This window comes from Mesorhizobium sp. M2A.F.Ca.ET.037.01.1.1 (assembly GCF_003998075.1).
GTDB lineage: Bacteria > Pseudomonadota > Alphaproteobacteria > Rhizobiales > Rhizobiaceae > Mesorhizobium.
In genome coordinates this window covers 1-14995 of the sequence record NZ_RZSA01000029.1, presented here as the reverse complement: position 1 = coordinate 14995, position 14995 = coordinate 1, and the positions used below count along the sequence as shown (strand labels likewise).

12 protein-coding genes and 3 pseudogenes are annotated in these 14995 nt (G+C 61.6%); 6 read left to right on the top strand and 9 right to left on the bottom strand.

Annotated elements, in window-relative coordinates; translation table 11 throughout:
- The 3 genes and pseudogenes from EOA27_RS03065 to EOA27_RS03055 all read right to left on the bottom strand — a co-directional run.
- Positions 1-188, bottom strand: a pseudogene (locus tag EOA27_RS03065) (hypothetical protein); the annotation flags it as partial.
- 54 nt (positions 189-242) lie between these two features.
- Entirely contained in the window at positions 243-1034 is a 792-nt protein-coding gene (locus EOA27_RS03060) for an ABC transporter permease (protein WP_127255442.1), read from the bottom strand.
- Positions 1031-1807, bottom strand: a complete 777-nt coding sequence (locus tag EOA27_RS03055; RefSeq protein WP_126079648.1) for an ABC transporter ATP-binding protein — start codon at positions 1805-1807, stop codon at positions 1031-1033. Before EOA27_RS03055 ends, EOA27_RS03060 begins: the two co-directional genes overlap by 4 nt.
- Positions 1808-2029: 222 nt before the next feature.
- On the opposite strand from EOA27_RS03055, the gene EOA27_RS03050 reads away from it, so the two are divergent.
- The 4 genes from EOA27_RS03050 (at position 2030) to EOA27_RS03035 (ending at position 5314) form a co-directional block, all read left to right on the top strand.
- The gene (locus EOA27_RS03050; RefSeq protein WP_127255440.1) at positions 2030-2950 is read left to right on the top strand and encodes a LysR substrate-binding domain-containing protein; all 921 of its coding nucleotides are present in this window, start codon (positions 2030-2032) and stop codon (positions 2948-2950) included.
- 239 nt (positions 2951-3189) lie between these two features.
- On the top strand, positions 3190-3438 hold the full coding sequence (locus EOA27_RS03045; protein ID WP_126079650.1) for a hypothetical protein: 249 nt from the start codon (positions 3190-3192) through the stop codon (positions 3436-3438).
- Positions 3439-3450: 12 nt separating this feature from the next.
- Positions 3451-4842: a tyrosine-type recombinase/integrase gene (locus EOA27_RS03040; protein ID WP_245491020.1), complete on the top strand. Its 1392-nt coding sequence runs from the start codon at positions 3451-3453 to the stop codon at positions 4840-4842.
- Between the two features lie 175 nt (positions 4843-5017).
- The gene (locus EOA27_RS03035; protein WP_126078862.1) at positions 5018-5314 is read left to right on the top strand and encodes an AlpA family phage regulatory protein; all 297 of its coding nucleotides are present in this window, start codon (positions 5018-5020) and stop codon (positions 5312-5314) included.
- Here the strand turns inward: EOA27_RS03035 and EOA27_RS03030 are convergent.
- From EOA27_RS03030 to EOA27_RS03010, 5 genes and pseudogenes are all read right to left on the bottom strand, one after another.
- Positions 5268-6526, bottom strand: a pseudogene (locus tag EOA27_RS03030) (tyrosine-type recombinase/integrase). The gene EOA27_RS03035 and the pseudogene EOA27_RS03030 sit on opposite strands and share 47 nt — an antisense overlap.
- Before the next feature lie 294 nt (positions 6527-6820).
- Positions 6821-8398, bottom strand: coding sequence for a glutamine-hydrolyzing GMP synthase (guaA, locus tag EOA27_RS03025; RefSeq protein ID WP_126078863.1), 1578 nt, complete (start codon positions 8396-8398; stop codon positions 6821-6823).
- Between the two features lie 70 nt (positions 8399-8468).
- Positions 8469-9101, bottom strand: a complete 633-nt coding sequence (locus tag EOA27_RS03020; protein ID WP_126078864.1) for a 5'-methylthioadenosine/S-adenosylhomocysteine nucleosidase — start codon at positions 9099-9101, stop codon at positions 8469-8471.
- A gap of 124 nt (positions 9102-9225) precedes the next feature.
- Positions 9226-9684 carry a PaaI family thioesterase gene (locus EOA27_RS03015; protein ID WP_040997552.1) on the bottom strand — a complete coding sequence of 153 codons (459 nt, stop codon included), beginning with the start codon at positions 9682-9684 and terminating at the stop codon, positions 9226-9228.
- A 94-nt stretch (positions 9685-9778) separates the two neighbouring features.
- Positions 9779-11068 carry an RsmB/NOP family class I SAM-dependent RNA methyltransferase gene (locus tag EOA27_RS03010; protein WP_126078865.1) on the bottom strand — a complete coding sequence of 430 codons (1290 nt, stop codon included), beginning with the start codon at positions 11066-11068 and terminating at the stop codon, positions 9779-9781.
- 331 nt (positions 11069-11399) lie between these two features.
- On the opposite strand from EOA27_RS03010, the gene EOA27_RS03005 reads away from it, so the two are divergent.
- Complete coding sequence (locus tag EOA27_RS03005; RefSeq protein ID WP_126078866.1) at positions 11400-12077, top strand: aquaporin; 678 nt, start codon at positions 11400-11402, stop codon at positions 12075-12077.
- Positions 12078-12144: 67 nt separating this feature from the next.
- On the opposite strand, the gene katG is transcribed toward EOA27_RS03005, so the two are convergent.
- On the bottom strand, positions 12145-14352 hold the full coding sequence (gene katG / locus EOA27_RS03000; RefSeq protein ID WP_127255438.1) for a catalase/peroxidase HPI: 2208 nt from the start codon (positions 14350-14352) through the stop codon (positions 12145-12147).
- A gap of 175 nt (positions 14353-14527) precedes the next feature.
- Between katG and EOA27_RS02995 the strand changes: the two are divergent.
- Positions 14528-14929: pseudogene (locus tag EOA27_RS02995) on the top strand (LysR family transcriptional regulator); the annotation flags it as partial.
- Positions 14930-14995 lie beyond the last annotated feature (66 nt).

Sequence of the window (14995 nt, the reverse complement as noted above, 5' to 3'; positions counted from 1 at the left end):
ACCTTCAGGCCCTCGTCCTTGTAGAAACCCTTTTCGATGCCGACCGCGACCGGCGTAATGGCATGGTCGGCGCTGGACCAGTTGAAAACGAAGCGCACCGGCGTCAGGTCTTCAGCCGCGGCTGGCGATAGCTGGGGCGCAAATACCACCGTTGCCAGCGCAACGGCCTTAAAGAGTGTCGACCTCATTATTATTCCCCTTCTGTTAGAGTTACTGGTGCTAGTTTTTAAATTCGATCGAGATCAGCGGAGCCGCTTGGGGGCGGTAGATCGTGTCCGCCACGGGGTCGCGACGATCTCCATGCCGAGAACGATGAGGAATGAGCCGACACCGATGGCGGTCAGAAGCAGCATTGCGGCATAGACACCGGCCGTATCCATCCTTGCGTTTGAGCTGAGCAGAAAGGTGCCGAGCCCTTGGTTCGCGGAAGCCGTCCATTCGCCGATGACCGCGCCGGTGACCGCGTAGGTCGCTCCGATCTTCAGGCCGGAAAACAACGGCCCTACGCAAGCCGGGAGCTTGACGATGAGGAACACACGCAGAGGGCTTCCTCCCATCAACCTGGCGAGATTGATCATGTCGCGATCGATGCTCGCGAGACCGTCCAGGACGTTGACTACGACGGGAAAGAAGACGATCCAGGCCACGATGATCAGCTTGGGCGTCAAGCCGAAGCCGAAGACGATAACCAGGGGGGCTGCGACTGCGACGATCGGCACCGCCTGCGAGACTATCAGCGCCGGCATGATAAGCCGACGGATGAAGCCGATCTGCCCCATGATTAGGGCAAGGACGAATCCGATCAGCGCGCCGACGACATAGCCGATGCCTGTTTCGTAGAGTGTCTGGCCGGTGAGGATCTTAAGTTCCGGCCATTTCTCGGCCAGAGTACCAAAGGCCTGTGCCGGGGAAGGAATTACGTATGGCGGCAGGCCGGAAACGACGATGACCAATTGCCAGGCGACGACGATCAATATCAATGCCGCGACCCAGAGGATCAGCGGCGCCAGGCCGCGAGAAATTCGTTCTCTCATTTCGCCGCTCCCGCCGTCTGTTCGTCGTGATAGAGGCGCGCCATAATCTGGCGCTTTAGAGCCGTGAAGGCCTCAGTGGTGAGGTCCTCGAGTGATCTCGGCCTTGGCAGGCCGACCTGCACGACCTCCCCGATTCGGCCTGGGCGCGGTGTCATGACGACGATGCGGTCGGCAAGAAAGATCGCCTCGTCGACATCGTGCGTGACAAATAGGATAGTCCGGCCAAGGTCCTTCCAGACCTGCAGCAACCACTGCTGCATGCTGAATCGTGTCTGGGCGTCTAGTGCGCCGAACGGCTCGTCAAGAAGCATAACCTGACGGCCGGCCGCAATGGTTCGCATCATGGCCACGCGCTGGCGCATGCCGCCAGAAAGCGCGTGGGGATAGTGATTGAGAAATTCACCAAGGCCGTACCGGGTCGCAAGCTTTTCTGCTTCGGCCTGGTCTTCCTTGGTCGCTCCGCGCGTCAAGGACGCGGCGAGCGTGATGTTGCCTCTTACGGTCCGCCAAGGCAGCATCAAATCCTTCTGCAGCATGTAGCCGACTTCGCCGGGCCTGTTGCTGACGTCGCGTCCGTCGAGCTTGATCTTGCCGGAGGTGGCGCGCAGGAGGCCGGACACGGCATTGAAAAGAGTGCTCTTGCCGCAGCCCGACGCGCCGAGAATCGATACGAATTCGCCCTCGTTGACCTGCAGCGATACGTCGTTCAGGGCTACGACTTGACCGAACTTCACACTGAGGTGTTCGATAGAAAGCTTTGAGGGGGATGTCATCGGAGCGTCCGCTACAGGCGCAAGCGCGCGCAATTCTCGCATCGGGAACCTTTCGCTGATGCCGTTCCAGGTTTGGGGTCTAACGCATCGAAGAGGTGGACAATTGCCGTTGTCAGCGCGCCATTTTGCCGATTAATTAGGAATGCAGATCTTGTTATGGGTCAATTGGCCAAAACGTGCATTTCTATTTAGTTTTCCTAAAGAAAAGAGGAGGGTGCCACAATGAGCTTACGCCTGCCGAGCCTCCGGGGAGTGCAGGCCTTCGAGGCCGTCGGTCGCTCGGGAAGCGTCGCAATCGCGGCGCGTGATCTCGGCCTGACGCCGGGAGCGGTCAGCCAACACATCGGCAGGCTCGAGGAAGAGGTCGGGGTGGCCCTTTTCGAGAGGAGGGGACGCAGTCTGGCCTTGACGTCGTGGGGGCAAATCTACCTTCGCAGCGTGCGTGACGGTTTCGACCACCTGCGTGCGGCAAATGACGTTCTGCAGCGCGCCCGGCTGAAATCCGAGATCGTGATGAGCGCGCCGCCGTCCCTAGCTATCCGATGGGTGCGCAGATTGCTCGGAGAATGGCAAAACCTAACGCCCGGCGTTAGCGTAAGACTACTTGGCGATGATCACGAACCTGTATTCGAGGATGAGCAGGTTGATTTCCGTATCTCCTACGGAACCGCTCGCCTTAAATACGCGCATTTCACCGACTTGTTCGTTGATCGGGTTGCACCGGTGTGTTCTCCATCATTCTTGGAAGCGCATCCAATTGAAAATCCGGCCGATGTTATGAGGTGGCCTCTCATTGGAATCGAATGGAAGAACCCCTATCAGTCACCGCCATCGTGGTCCGACTGGGCGATCCGCTTTGGTTTGACGCAACTCGAGCCGTCCTGCGGGATTTCATTCTCACTCTCGAGTACTGCGATCGACGCAGCGATTGATGGGGCTGGTCTCGTCTTGGGACAGGCCTCGCTTGTCGCCAGTGAAATTGCGAGTGGGAGGCTAGTGGTGGCGTGTGATTGTTGGATGGCTCTCTCCGAGCCATATGCATTAGCTTGGAACCCCGCAACGCTAGACCGGCCGCACGGCAGCGAATTTAAGAACTTCGTGGTTCGGGCAACCCGAAAGTTTAACCGACAGCCGGAACGGTAATGGTGTGATCATCTGAGGTCCAGGGGGGGTGCCCCGCCTGTCGGCGGTGGCGGCAGCAGATTTGATCGACCTCTGTGGGTCACACACGGACCCGCAGACCATCCCGTTCACACTCCTTGACCGCAGTTGGCGGAAGAGGTCGAGGACGTATCTTTCGATCGTCGCTCGCACAGACTAAATCCTGATTGCTGCACGGAAGTTCGCACTTGTGTCGCGCGAAGATGCCAGGGGGCGACCTCATGAAAAGCGACTCCCTCTCCTATCCGCCTCGCGGTCTCTCACGCGAAGAAGCCGCCCGGTATGTCGGCGTGGGCATTACCAAATTTGACCAAATGGTCGCTGACGGCCGTATGCCAAAGCCGAAGAAGGTTGACAGTCGAGTGATCTGGGATCGCCTGAAACTCGAAGCCGCGTTTGCCGAATTACCTGGAGACGATGAAGAGAATATCGTCGACTTTCTGTTGCAAGGGAATCATCGCAGGGAATAGATTCGTTCTGTCATGACCGACAAATATCCTGGCCTCTCCTCCTACACCGATCGTCACGGAAAACTTCGCTGGCGCTATCGGACGAAGGAGCGTGTTGTCAGTCTGCCGGCGCCTAACCAACCCGGTTTCAAGGATGCCTACCAAGCAGCGGTCGAGGGCCGGAAAGTCCCCAAGGCCCCTGTCGTCCAAATGCCCGGAGCTGCCCTGCCCGGCACGTTTGGAGCCGCCTTTCAACGGTTGAAGATTTCGGTCAAGTGGCTGGCTCTCGACGATGCCAGCAAGCGCAAGAACATGCGGCTGATCGAAGAGTTTCTAGAACTGCGGGTGGTCCCTGATCACCCGCTCATCTGGCGGAACGTACCGGTTAAGAATCTTAGACGCATCCATGTTGAAGAGCTTCTAGGCCGCTTCATCGCCACGCCCCACAAGGCCAAACACCTATTAGTCGGCATACGCAAGCTGGTCTATGTCGCACTTCGGCAAGATTGGATTGAAATCGACCCCACAGCGGCCGTCGAATGGCGGCCTGCCTATGCCGGCTGGAAAGCATGGCCGCGCGAGGCGATGACGCAATTCGAAAACCGTTGGCAGCTCGGCACGGCGGCACGCACCTGTTACGGCTTGGCGCTTTGGCTCGGCAACCGCCGCGGCGACGTCGCGGGCCTGCGCTGGGATCAGAGAGTCACTCGTCGTGTGTTCATCGATGGCATCGAGCGTCACTTCGATGGGTTTGATATCGTTCAAGCCAAGAACAAGGGACGAACTGGTGGCAAACGGCTCTTCGTGCCGATCACACCGATGCTGTCTGAGATCCTGGATGCGGCCGACAGGCGCGGCGAGACTGTCCTGGTCAACGGCTATGGAGAGCCTTTCTCCGCCAAGTCGCTGACTGGAATGATGGCGCATTGGTGCAAGCTTGCCGGCATGCCGAAGGGCCTGACCCTCCATGGCTTAAGGAAGTCTCTAGGTGTTTATCTGGCGGAGGCAGAGGCTTCGACCAGGCAGCTCATGGACGTGCTCGGTCACGACGACATCGATCATGCAGAACTCTATTCGCGCGAGGCATCGCAGGTACGGCTGGCAGTCCAAGGGATGGATCGAGTCGTGCGTCTCGTGACGCGCAAGCCGATGCTTGGCGAACCTATTGGCGAACCTCGTGGCGAACCACCCTATAAAACGTTGATAAATAACGATAATGGTGGGCCCGGAGGGACTCGCCTCAAAGTGGGCAATCATGGCTACGTTAAGATCAGGCTCATGCAAAGCAATTCCGTCTCTAAGCGGGGATTACAGTTGATACCAGCGGCATGTAATGTGCTCCGGCTTGCTACCCGCCCAGACAGATTTGGGCATCAAGCTTTACATCATCGAGATGCTTCGGCGCTTGCAGACGAAGCAGCATGAGCAGACTGGCCCCCTGGGAGGCACAGCAACCACTCGCGTGCTACGTAGGTTGTGGAACGTTAGACCTGTCCCTTTCACCGGTCTAACCCCGCCCGTGATACGACGCCGAGCCCGAAGCTCTTTTCCTATCGAACGCAGTCGTCTTCAATTTCAGCTCGCCACTAAGGAGTAGAAGATGGTCCGATCAAATGAACAAGTACTGCGCCGTACGATTAGGAGGCATCAACTCCGAGAAATGGTGCCGCTTGCCGACAGCACTATTTATGAAATGGAACAGCGGGGCGAGTTTCCGCGACGCTTCGCTTTGACCCCAAGATGTGTGGTTTGGGACTTGAGCGAGATTCAAGCATGGCTTGCAGCGCGCCGCTCAAAACCAATTCTGCGCGCTCCCAAACCGGACCTGAAGCAGCGTCGAACCCGACCGGTCAGAGAGAGGGATCAGGCCCCAGGAGCGGCATCGAAGGCGGGATAAGCGTCGGGATCCACTTCTTTCCATCGACCCACGCGTTCCACGGTATCCGACCACTCCTGCATCATGGGGCGGCGTTGCACTTCATACTCGGCCTTGTTGTAGACGCCCCGAGATGAACGTCCGTCCTCATGCGCTAGGCACTTCTCGATCCAGTCGCTATTGAAGCCAAGTTCATTCAACAGCGTCGAGCCGGTTTGTCGCAGGTCATGGACCGTGAACGGCTCCAGAGGCAACCCTTCGGACTTCGCGCGCTCGACGACAGCGTAAGTGACCCGGTTGAAGGTGGCGCGCGACATCGGGGCATCCGCATCGTAGCGCGACGGAAGAAGGTATCTGGAATTTCCCGCACAGGTCTTCAGGGCGATCATTATGTCGAGCGCCTGGCGCGACAGGTACACGTTATGCGCCTTGGAGCGCTTCATCCGTTCCTTCGGGATCGTCCAGACCGCATTCTCGAAGTCGACCTCATCCCAGACCGCGTCCTGCAGCTCGCTCTTACGCACCATCGTGAGCAGGTAAAGTCGCATTCCCAGACGGATCGTGGGAAGTGTGGCAACATGCTCGATCTGTTTTAGCATCACGCGAATTTCCGACGGCGAGAGCGAGCGGTCCTTTGGCACGAACGTAGCAATCGATGCGGGCCCTACGTCATCGGCTGGGTTGGCCACTTTCTCCCCATGCAGGATCGCAAAGCCGTAAATCTGCTTCAGGATGTCTCGCACGTGGATGGCGGTCGCCGGAGCACCACGTTCGACGATGCTTCCACAGTGGGCTCTTAGATCGTCCGGAGTGATCTCCGTCAGGAGGCGATTGCGCCAGACCGGAAGAAGCTCCCGTTCGAAGATGGAGCGTCGCATGGCACGTGTACTGTCTGCCATCGGCGCCGCGGTGAGCCACTTTTCTCCGAACTCGCCAAAACTCTTAGCCTCTTTCAGGCGGCGTTTCTCGCGCTGCTTCTCAATCGCCGGAGATCGTCCTTCGGCGATAGCGCGCTTCGCGTCGAGACACTTCTCCCGGGCCAGGGCAAGCGAGATGCCGTCGCGCCCCATACTTGCCCAGATAGACCGTCTCCCGACGACCGTTGAGCCTGTAATCGAGCCGAAACGAGATCGCCCCACTGGGCATCACCCGGACATACATGCCGTCACGGTCAGCAATCTTGTAGATTTTCTCTCTTGATTTCAGTGCCTTAAGGGCGGCATCCGTCAGCATCCCTATTGCCTCCTAAAAAGTACCGTCAGTACAATTTCGAGACTCCGTGACAGAAAATTTCCTTTTTTCTTCAATGCCTTAAGGCACAAAAAAGTACCGTCATAAGCCTCATCGGCTCTGACGGTACTTAGAAAAATTCGGGTGGGCAATATGTGGAAGGTCCGTCAAGCGGTCCGTCAAAGCCAATCTCTGCGTACCGATTGTCGCCGATTGCCCCCGAAAGGATTTATTTTTGTTTTCAGTACGTTACGTCGCAGTTTGGCGTATTTCCGGCGACGTTGGAGTGGGTCTGAATCATTCCCACTCGATGGTGCCTGGCGGCTTCGAGGTCACGTCGTAGACGACGCGGTTGATGCCCTTGACCTCATTGATGATGCGGGTGGCGGCGGCGCCGAGGAAGTTCATGTCGTAGTGGTAGAAGTCGGCCGTCATGCCGTCGACCGAGGTCACGGCGCGCAGCGCGCAGACGAATTCATAGGTGCGGCCGTCGCCCATGACGCCGACTGTCTGCACCGGCAGCAGCACGGCGAAGGCCTGCCAGATGGCGTCGTAGAGGCCGGCCTTGCGGATCTCGTCGAGATAGATGGCGTCGGCCTCGCGCAGGATCTCCAGCTTCTCGCGGGTGATGCCGCCCGGGCAGCGTATGGCAAGGCCGGGGCCTGGGAAGGGATGGCGGCCGATGAAGCTTTCGGGCAGGCCGAGCTCCTTGCCCAGCGCCCTCACCTCGTCCTTGAACAGTTCGCGCAGCGGCTCGACCAGCTTCATGTTCATGCGCTCGGGCAGGCCGCCGACATTGTGGTGCGACTTGATCGTCACCGACGGGCCGCCCGAGAAGGAAACGCTCTCGATGACATCGGGATAGAGCGTGCCCTGCGCCAGGAAATCGGCGCCGCCGAGCTTCTTCGCCTCTTCCTCGAATACCTCGATGAACAGGCGGCCGATGGTCTTGCGCTTCTTCTCCGGATCGGCCTCGCCTTCCAGCGCCGAGATGAAACGGTCTGACGCATCGACCAGGATCAGCGGCAGGTTGTAGTGCTGGCGGAACATCTCCACTACGCTTTGCGCCTCATACTTGCGCATCAGGCCGTGGTCGACGAGGATGCAGGTCAGTTGATCGCCGACCGCCTCGTGGATCAGAAGTGCGGCAACCGAGGAGTCTACGCCGCCCGAAAGCGCGCAGATCACCTTGCCCTTGCCGACCTGCTTGCGGATCGTTTCGACCGCGTGCTCGCGATAGGCGCGCATCGTCCAGTCGCCCTCGATGCCGGCGATGTTGTGGACGAAGTTTCTCAAGAGCCTCGCGCCGTCCGGCGTGTGCACCACTTCCGGATGGAACATGATGCCGTACATCTTGCGCTCGATATCGCCGAAGATGGCGAAGGGCGAGCTTTCCGACTTGCCGAGCACCTTGAAGCCCGGCGGCAATTCGATGACCCGGTCGCCATGGCTCATCCACACCTGGTGGCGCTGGCCGGGCGCCCAGAGGCCCTCGAACAGCGGGCTCTCCTTCTCGATCTCGACGAAGGCGCGGCCGAATTCGCGGTGATTGGAGCTTTCGGCGACGCCGCCCATCTGCACGCAGAGCGCCATCTGGCCGTAACAGATGCCGAGCACCGGCACGCCGGCGTCGAAGACGATCTGCGGCGCGCGCGGGCTGCCGATGTCGGTGGTCGAGGCCGGACCGCCCGACAGGATCACCGCTTTGGGATTGATGCGCTTGAAGGCCGCTTCGGCCGATTGGAACGGCACGATCTCGGAAAAGACGCCGGCCTCGCGGATGCGGCGGGCGATGAGCTGCGTGAACTGGCTGCCGAAATCGATGATCAGGACAGTGTTGGGCAGAACGGTGTCGGGATGATTGGCTGTCGTCATGGCGAGCCTTTAGAGAAAGAAACGAGTCGGCGCAATGGGCTCAGCGCTGCGGCCTTCCGTCCTTTTGCGCCTATGCCAGCCGGATCGCGCCGGATTCGATCGCCTGCTCAAGTAGCCCAATGGCCGCGGCGAGCTTCTCGTCGATGACGTGCAGATACTCCGTCCAGTCGTTGACGTGCCTGAGATCGGCCGCGCCGTCGGAAATGCCGCGCAGCCCAATCAGCGGCACGCCGAAGAGCTGGCAGGCGCGCAGGCAGGCGAAGGTCTCCATGTCGACCATGTCGGCATCGATGGCGTCATAAGCGGCGCCGGAGACGATCGCGCCGCCGGTAGAGAGCGAGGCTGTCTTGATGCCCGGGACGACGAAAGGCAGCGGCACCGTCACCGGCAGGTCGAGGAAAGGCGTCGCCCCCTTCTCGAAGCCAAGCGGCGAAGCGTCCATGTCGCGATAGCTCACCGACACGGCCTGGTAGATTTCGGTCTGTTCCAGCTCGCGGCTGCCGGCCGAGCCCAGCGAGACGATCAGGTCCGGGAGCGCTCCTTCGGCCTTCAACGCCGCGAGTTCGGCGCTCAGCCGCACAGCAGCCTCGACCGGACCGACACCAGTCATCAGCGGCGTGAACAGGTTTTTCAGGTGCGGGCCGTATTCGGCCTCCACCGCCATCACGAAGAGAACGGATTTTTCCGACATTTCGACGGTCATGGCGGCTCCACCCCTGTTTGTTACCACTACGAAAAGGAAAGCGGCAACGCCGTCTGCCGGCCCTTTGCTATGGCTCGCTCGAAAGCCCATTTGGGGGCTTTTCGTCCGCTGCGCGGACCGCTTCTCATCCCTCGATTCCGTCGCGGCCGACCACTGTCATCATCGTGCCAGTCATCGTGGCAATCAGCTTGGCCTCGCCGTCGGCGGCAAAAGCGTAGGCCTGGCCGTCGGCGACGATGATGGTGCGGCCGGGCTTCGTCACGGAGCCGCGGAACAGGAAGCGCTCGCCCCTGCCCGGCGCCAAAAGGTTCACCTTGAACTCGATGGTCAGCACGCCGGAATTTTCGGGCATCAGCGAAAAGGCCGCGTAGCCGCAGGCCGAGTCCAGCGCGGTGGAAATGACGCCGGCATGCAGGAAACCGTGCTGCTGGGTGAGCGAAGCCGAGTAAGGCATCTCGATTTCGATGATGCCGGGCGTTACCAGCGTCAGCTCCGCGCCGATGGTGGCCATGGCTTTCTGCCGGGCAAAGGACGTCCTGACGCGTTCCTCGAAGTCGGGAGCGGGTACGATCTTGGCTGCCATGGTCTCCGCCTCACGTTTTGCTGGCGAAGCTTATTGCAGAGGCAGGCAGCACAGGCAATCTTTTATGTTGCAGCGCAGCAAAATCGCGCGGCTCTCAGGCCCCCCTGCGCAAGGCGTGGAAATAAAACCCGTCGGTGCCACTCAGCGCCGGCGACAGCGAGATACCACCGTTGCCGGCAATGCGCGCGGCGCCTTCATGGCCGGGGAAGCGGCCCTCCCAGAGCTGGCGATGATCGACCGGCGCAAAGCCTGCATGGCGTTCGCGGAACGCCGCGACCTGCTCGCCGTTTTCGGCGTCGAACACCGAGCAGGTGATGTAGACCAGCAGACCGCCCGGCCTGACGAAGGCCTGGGCCGTGTCGAGGATCGCCTGCTGCTCTGCCTTGCGGGCATCAAGCTGCCGCTCGGTCAGTCGCCATTTGGCGTCCGGGCGGCGACGCCAGGTGCCGCTGCCGGTGCAGGGCGCGTCGATCAGCACGAGGTCCATATGACCTGAAAGAGGCGCAAGCTCCGCCGGCTTGCTGACGACCTGGATGTTGCGGTTGTGCGAACGGCGGATGCGCTCGAAGATCGGCGCCAGCCGCACCTTCTCAGCGTCATAGGCGAAGAGCTGGCCTTTGTTGTCCATCTCGGCCGACAGTGCCAGCGTCTTGCCGCCGGCGCCGGCGCAATAATCTAGCACCTGCATGCCGGGCTCGGCGCCCGCGAGCGCCGCGGCGAGCTGCGAGCCCTCGTCCTGCACTTCGAACCAGCCTTTCTGGAAAGCGGGCTCGGCCTGCACGTTCGGATGTCTGCCGTCGCCATCGATGGGCGGGATACGGATGCCGTGCGGCGCGATCGCCGCGGGTGCCGCGCCGGTGCCCTGCAGCTCGGCCAGCACCTTGGCCCGATCGGCCTGGAGTGTGTTGGTCCTGAGGTCCAGCGGCGGACGCCGGGCGAGCGCAGCGCCTTCCTCGACCCAGGCGTCGCCATAGGCTTGCTCGAGCAAAGGCGCGCACCAGTCCGGGACATCCGCTCGCACGGCATCGGGCGCATCGGCAAGCCTGCGCTCGGCGGCTGCCTTCAATTCGGCGGCGCTGAGCAGCGGCGGCGCGAACTTGTCACCGTTCAGCGCTTCGTTGAGCGACTGCGCCGTTTGCCCCCACTCCAAGAGAAGCGCGCCGAAGCCGATGGCGCGCGGCGTGTCCTCGTCGAACAGCCAGCCGGCCGAGCGTTTGCGGCGCAGCGCGTCATAGACGATGTTGCCGATCGCGGCGCGATCGCCGCCGCCGGCGAAGCGATGCGAGAGGCCCCAGTCGCGCAAAGCGTCGGCCACCGGCCGGTGGCGCCGGCCGATGTCTTCGAGAACGTCTATGGCCGCCGCCAGCCTTCCGCCCAATCGCATCCCGTTTTCCGTAGCTCCTGCAAATCGGTTCCAGCCGCTCTTAAAGCCTTTCAGGCCAGGATTGAAACAATTCTATTCGGCTTGCCGGTGAAACAGGGTTTCAGCGCGACGCAATTTCCCCAAACGGTCTTTCGATCGCAAGCGGCGCTACGGAAAAAACAAGAACAATCAACCAGAATATGAAAGATCTCTAATGTACTTACCTGACATACACAAGCAAGCCTGCCGGCTTAATCTCTCAGCTTTCCAAGTGTTTCCGGCAGGAATACTCTTCGCCAGTGATTCGCGACGCGGGAAACGTGGTTTCGACGGATCCAATGAGGAGAGGGCAATGAAGACTTATCTGGCAGAAGTTCTCGGCACGTTTTTGTTGGTGTTCATCGGCACGGCTTCCGTGGTCACGGGCGGTTTCGGCGGCGCGCTGCCGCTCGGACAGGAAGGCATCGGCCTGGCGTTCGGCATCGGCCTGATCGCCGCGGCCTATGCGATTGGCCCGATCTCGGGCGCGCATCTCAATCCGGCGGTGACGCTCGGCGTGTTCCTGGCAGGGCGGATGCCGGCCAAGGACGTCGTTCCCTACTGGATCGCGCAGATCATCGGCGCCATCATCGCCTCGCTGGCGCTGTGGATCATCGTTTCCGGCCAGGCCGGCGGCCACACCGGCGGCTTCGGCGCCAATGGCTGGGACGAGGCGAAATGGGGCATGAGCTCGGCCTTGCTGTGGGAGCTGATCGGCACCTTCACCTTCGTCACGGTGATCCTCGGCGTCACCAACGCCAAGCACACCACCGCCTTTGCCGGCCTGGTGATCGGCCTGACGCTGGCCGGGCTGCATTTCGCCATCATCCCGGTTACCGGCACGTCGCTCAACCCGGCGCGCTCGATCGGCCCGGCGTTGTTTTCGGGGGGTGCCGCGCTCAGCCAGCTCTGGCTGTTCATCGCCGCGCCGCTGATCGGCGGAGCGATTGCCGGCGTCGTCGCCAAGGCCGGCATCTTCGAAAAAGACTGACAGCTCCGGAGAAACGCAAAAAAGGCGCGGGCATGACCCGCGCCTTTTTTGCTTGAGAGGTACGACCTTACTTCGCGATGTCGAAGCGGTCGGCGTTCATCACCTTGGTCCATGCCTTGACGAAGTCCTTGACGAATTTCGCCTTGGCGTCGCTTGAACCATAGACCTCGGAGAGCGCGCGCAGCTGCGCGTGCGAGCCGAAGATCAGGTCGGCGCGGGTGCCGGTCCACTTCACTTCTCTGGTCTTGCGGTCACGCGCTTCGTAGACTTCATCGGAACCCGGCTCGGAGCCGGCCGCCGGATCCCAGACGGTCGCCATCGAGAGCAGGTTGACGAAGAAGTCGTTGGTGAGCTGGCCCGGCCTGTCGGTGAAAACACCGTGCTTGGAACCGCCGGCATTGGCGCCGAGGACGCGCAGGCCGCCGACCAGCACAGTCAATTCCGGCGCCGTCAGCGTCAGCAGCTGGGCGCGGTCGACCAGCATCGCCTCGACCGACATCGGCAGCCTGCCTCTGCTGTAATTGCGGAAGCCGTCGACTTTGGGCTCCAGGGCCGCGAAGGAGTGGACGTCTGTCTGCTCCTGAGAAGCGTCCATACGGCCCGGGGTGAAGGGCACCTTCACCTCAGTGCCGCCGTCCTTCGCCGCCTTTTCAACCGCGGCGGCGCCGCCAAGCACGATGAGATCGGCAATCGAGACCTTCTTGTCGCCGGTCTGGGCCGCGTTGAACTCCTTCTGGATGGCTTCCAGCTTGGCAAGCACCTTGGCGAGCTGAGCCGGCTCGTTGACTTCCCAGTCTTTCTGCGGCGCCAGACGGATGCGGCCGCCATTGGCGCCGCCGCGCTTGTCCGAGCCGCGGAAGGTCGAGGCCGAGGCCCAGGCGGTCGAGACCAGCTCGGAGACCGAGAGGCCGTAGGCCAGGATCTTGGCCTTGAGCGATGCAATGTCGGCTTCGCTCACCAGCTCGTGGTCGATGGCGGGGATCGGATCCTGCCAGATCAGCTCTTCCTTCGGCACGAGCGGGCCGAGATAACGCACGACCGGACCCATGTCGCGGTGGGTGAGCTTGAACCAGCCGCGAGCGAAGGCATCGGCGAACTCAGCCGGATGCTCATGGAAGCGGCGCGAGATCTTTTCATAGGCCGGGTCGAAACGCAGCGCGAGGTCGGTGGTGAGCATGGCCGGCGCGTGGCGCTTGGAGGGATTGTGCGCGTCCGGAACCGTGCCCGCGCCGGCGCCGCCCTTCGGCGTCCACTGATGGGCGCCGGCCGGGCTCTTCGTCAGCTCCCATTCGTAGTTGAAGAGGTTGTCGAAGAAATTGTTGCTCCACTTGGTCGGCGTCGTCGTCCAGGTGACCTCGAGACCCGAGGTGATGGCGTCGCCGGCGATGCCGGAGGCATATTTGCTCGACCAGCCGAGGCCCTGCGCCTCGATGCCGGCGCCTTCCGGCTCGGCGCCCACCAGCGAGGCATCGCCGGCGCCATGGGTCTTGCCGAAGGTGTGGCCGCCGGCGATCAGCGCCACGGTTTCTTCGTCGTTCATCGCCATGCGGCCGAAGGTCTCGCGGATGTCGCGAGCCGCCGCGACCGGATCCGGCTTTCCGTTCGGGCCTTCCGGGTTGACGTAGATGAGGCCCATCTGCACGGCGCCGAGATGGCCGCGAAGCTCACGATCGCCCGAATAGCGCTCGTCGCCGAGCCACTTCGCTTCGGAGCCCCAGTCCACATCCTGCTCCGGGTCCCAGACATCGGCGCGGCCGCCGGCGAAGCCGAAGGTCTTGAAGCCCATCGATTCCAGCGCGACGTTGCCGGTGAGGATCAGAAGGTCGGCCCAGGAGATCTTACGGCCGTATTTCTGCTTGACCGGCCACAGCAGCCGGCGCGCCTTGTCGAGGTTGGCGTTGTCCGGCCAGCTGTTCAGCGGCGCGAAACGCTGCTGACCAGCACCGGCGCCGCCGCGGCCGTCGCCGATGCGATAGGTGCCGGCGCTGTGCCAGGCCATGCGGATGAAGAGCGGCCCGTAATGGCCGAAGTCGGCCGGCCACCAATCCTGCGAATCCGTCATGACCTTGTGCAGGTCTGCGATCACCGCATCGAGGTCGAGGGTCGCGAACTCCTTGGCGTAGTCGAAGTCTTCGTCCATCGGGTCCGACAGGTTCGACTGCTGGTGGAGAACGGAAAGGTCGAGCTGGTTCGGCCACCAGTCGCGGTTGGTCCGTGCGGATCCATGCGCCACCGGGCATTTGCCAGCGCTGTTGTCGTCGGTTTTCGCGTCCATCTTGGGTCTCCCGATTCTGCCGAGGTTTTGCCGTGGTTGAATTTTGCCGAGGTTGATTTTCCCGGAATTTCCCAGGGGCAGCCATTGGCCGCGCCAACCTGGAATGATTCCAGACTAGGCCGGCCGGCCGATAAAGACAAATTGCCTTTCCTGTTTCATTTGATAGGATTTTCTTATGATTGGCCTCACTGTCCGACAGATGCAATATTTCGACGCGCTGGCGCAGACGCTGCATTTCGGCCGCGCCGCGAAGCTTGCCGGCGTCAGCCAACCGGCGCTTTCCGCGCAGATCGCCGAGATGGAAGAGCGGCTGAACTGCCTGTTGTTCGAGCGCGGTGGCAAGACGGTGCGCATGACCGACGAGGCGCTTGCCCTGCAGCCGCGTATCGAACGCATTCTGGCCGACATACGTGACGTCGAGACGACTGCCCGGCGCGGCCGCCCGAGCATGGAAGGACGCTTCCGGCTGGGCATCATCCCGACCGTCGCGCCCTACCTGTTGCCGCATGTGCTGCCGGAGCTGAAAAAACACTACCCTTCCCTCCAGCTCGAGCTGCGCGAGGCGGTGACCGCGTCGCGCAGCTCGAGCTGGAGGGAAGGGTAGTGTTTTTTCAGCTCCGGCAGCACATGCGGCAACAGGTAG

What these genes read in the sequence shown, in the direction of transcription:
- EOA27_RS03050 (WP_127255440.1), top strand. Translation starts at nt 2,030, where the DNA reads ATGAGCTTACGCCTGCCGAGCCTCCGGGGAGTGCAGGCCTTCGAGGCC.
- katG (WP_127255438.1), bottom strand. Translation starts at nt 14,352, where the DNA reads ATGGACGCGAAAACCGACGACAACAGCGCTGGCAAATGCCCGGTGGCG.
- EOA27_RS03010 (WP_126078865.1), bottom strand. Translation starts at nt 11,068, where the DNA reads ATGCGATTGGGCGGAAGGCTGGCGGCGGCCATAGACGTTCTCGAAGAC.
- EOA27_RS03045 (WP_126079650.1), top strand. Translation starts at nt 3,190, where the DNA reads ATGAAAAGCGACTCCCTCTCCTATCCGCCTCGCGGTCTCTCACGCGAA.
- EOA27_RS03060 (WP_127255442.1), bottom strand. Translation starts at nt 1,034, where the DNA reads ATGAGAGAACGAATTTCTCGCGGCCTGGCGCCGCTGATCCTCTGGGTC.
- EOA27_RS03035 (WP_126078862.1), top strand. Translation starts at nt 5,018, where the DNA reads ATGGTCCGATCAAATGAACAAGTACTGCGCCGTACGATTAGGAGGCAT.
- guaA (WP_126078863.1), bottom strand. Translation starts at nt 8,398, where the DNA reads ATGACGACAGCCAATCATCCCGACACCGTTCTGCCCAACACTGTCCTG.
- EOA27_RS03015 (WP_040997552.1), bottom strand. Translation starts at nt 9,684, where the DNA reads ATGGCAGCCAAGATCGTACCCGCTCCCGACTTCGAGGAACGCGTCAGG.
- EOA27_RS03005 (WP_126078866.1), top strand. Translation starts at nt 11,400, where the DNA reads ATGAAGACTTATCTGGCAGAAGTTCTCGGCACGTTTTTGTTGGTGTTC.
- EOA27_RS03055 (WP_126079648.1), bottom strand. Translation starts at nt 1,807, where the DNA reads ATGACATCCCCCTCAAAGCTTTCTATCGAACACCTCAGTGTGAAGTTC.
- EOA27_RS03040 (WP_245491020.1), top strand. Translation starts at nt 3,451, where the DNA reads ATGACCGACAAATATCCTGGCCTCTCCTCCTACACCGATCGTCACGGA.
- EOA27_RS03020 (WP_126078864.1), bottom strand. Translation starts at nt 9,101, where the DNA reads ATGACCGTCGAAATGTCGGAAAAATCCGTTCTCTTCGTGATGGCGGTG.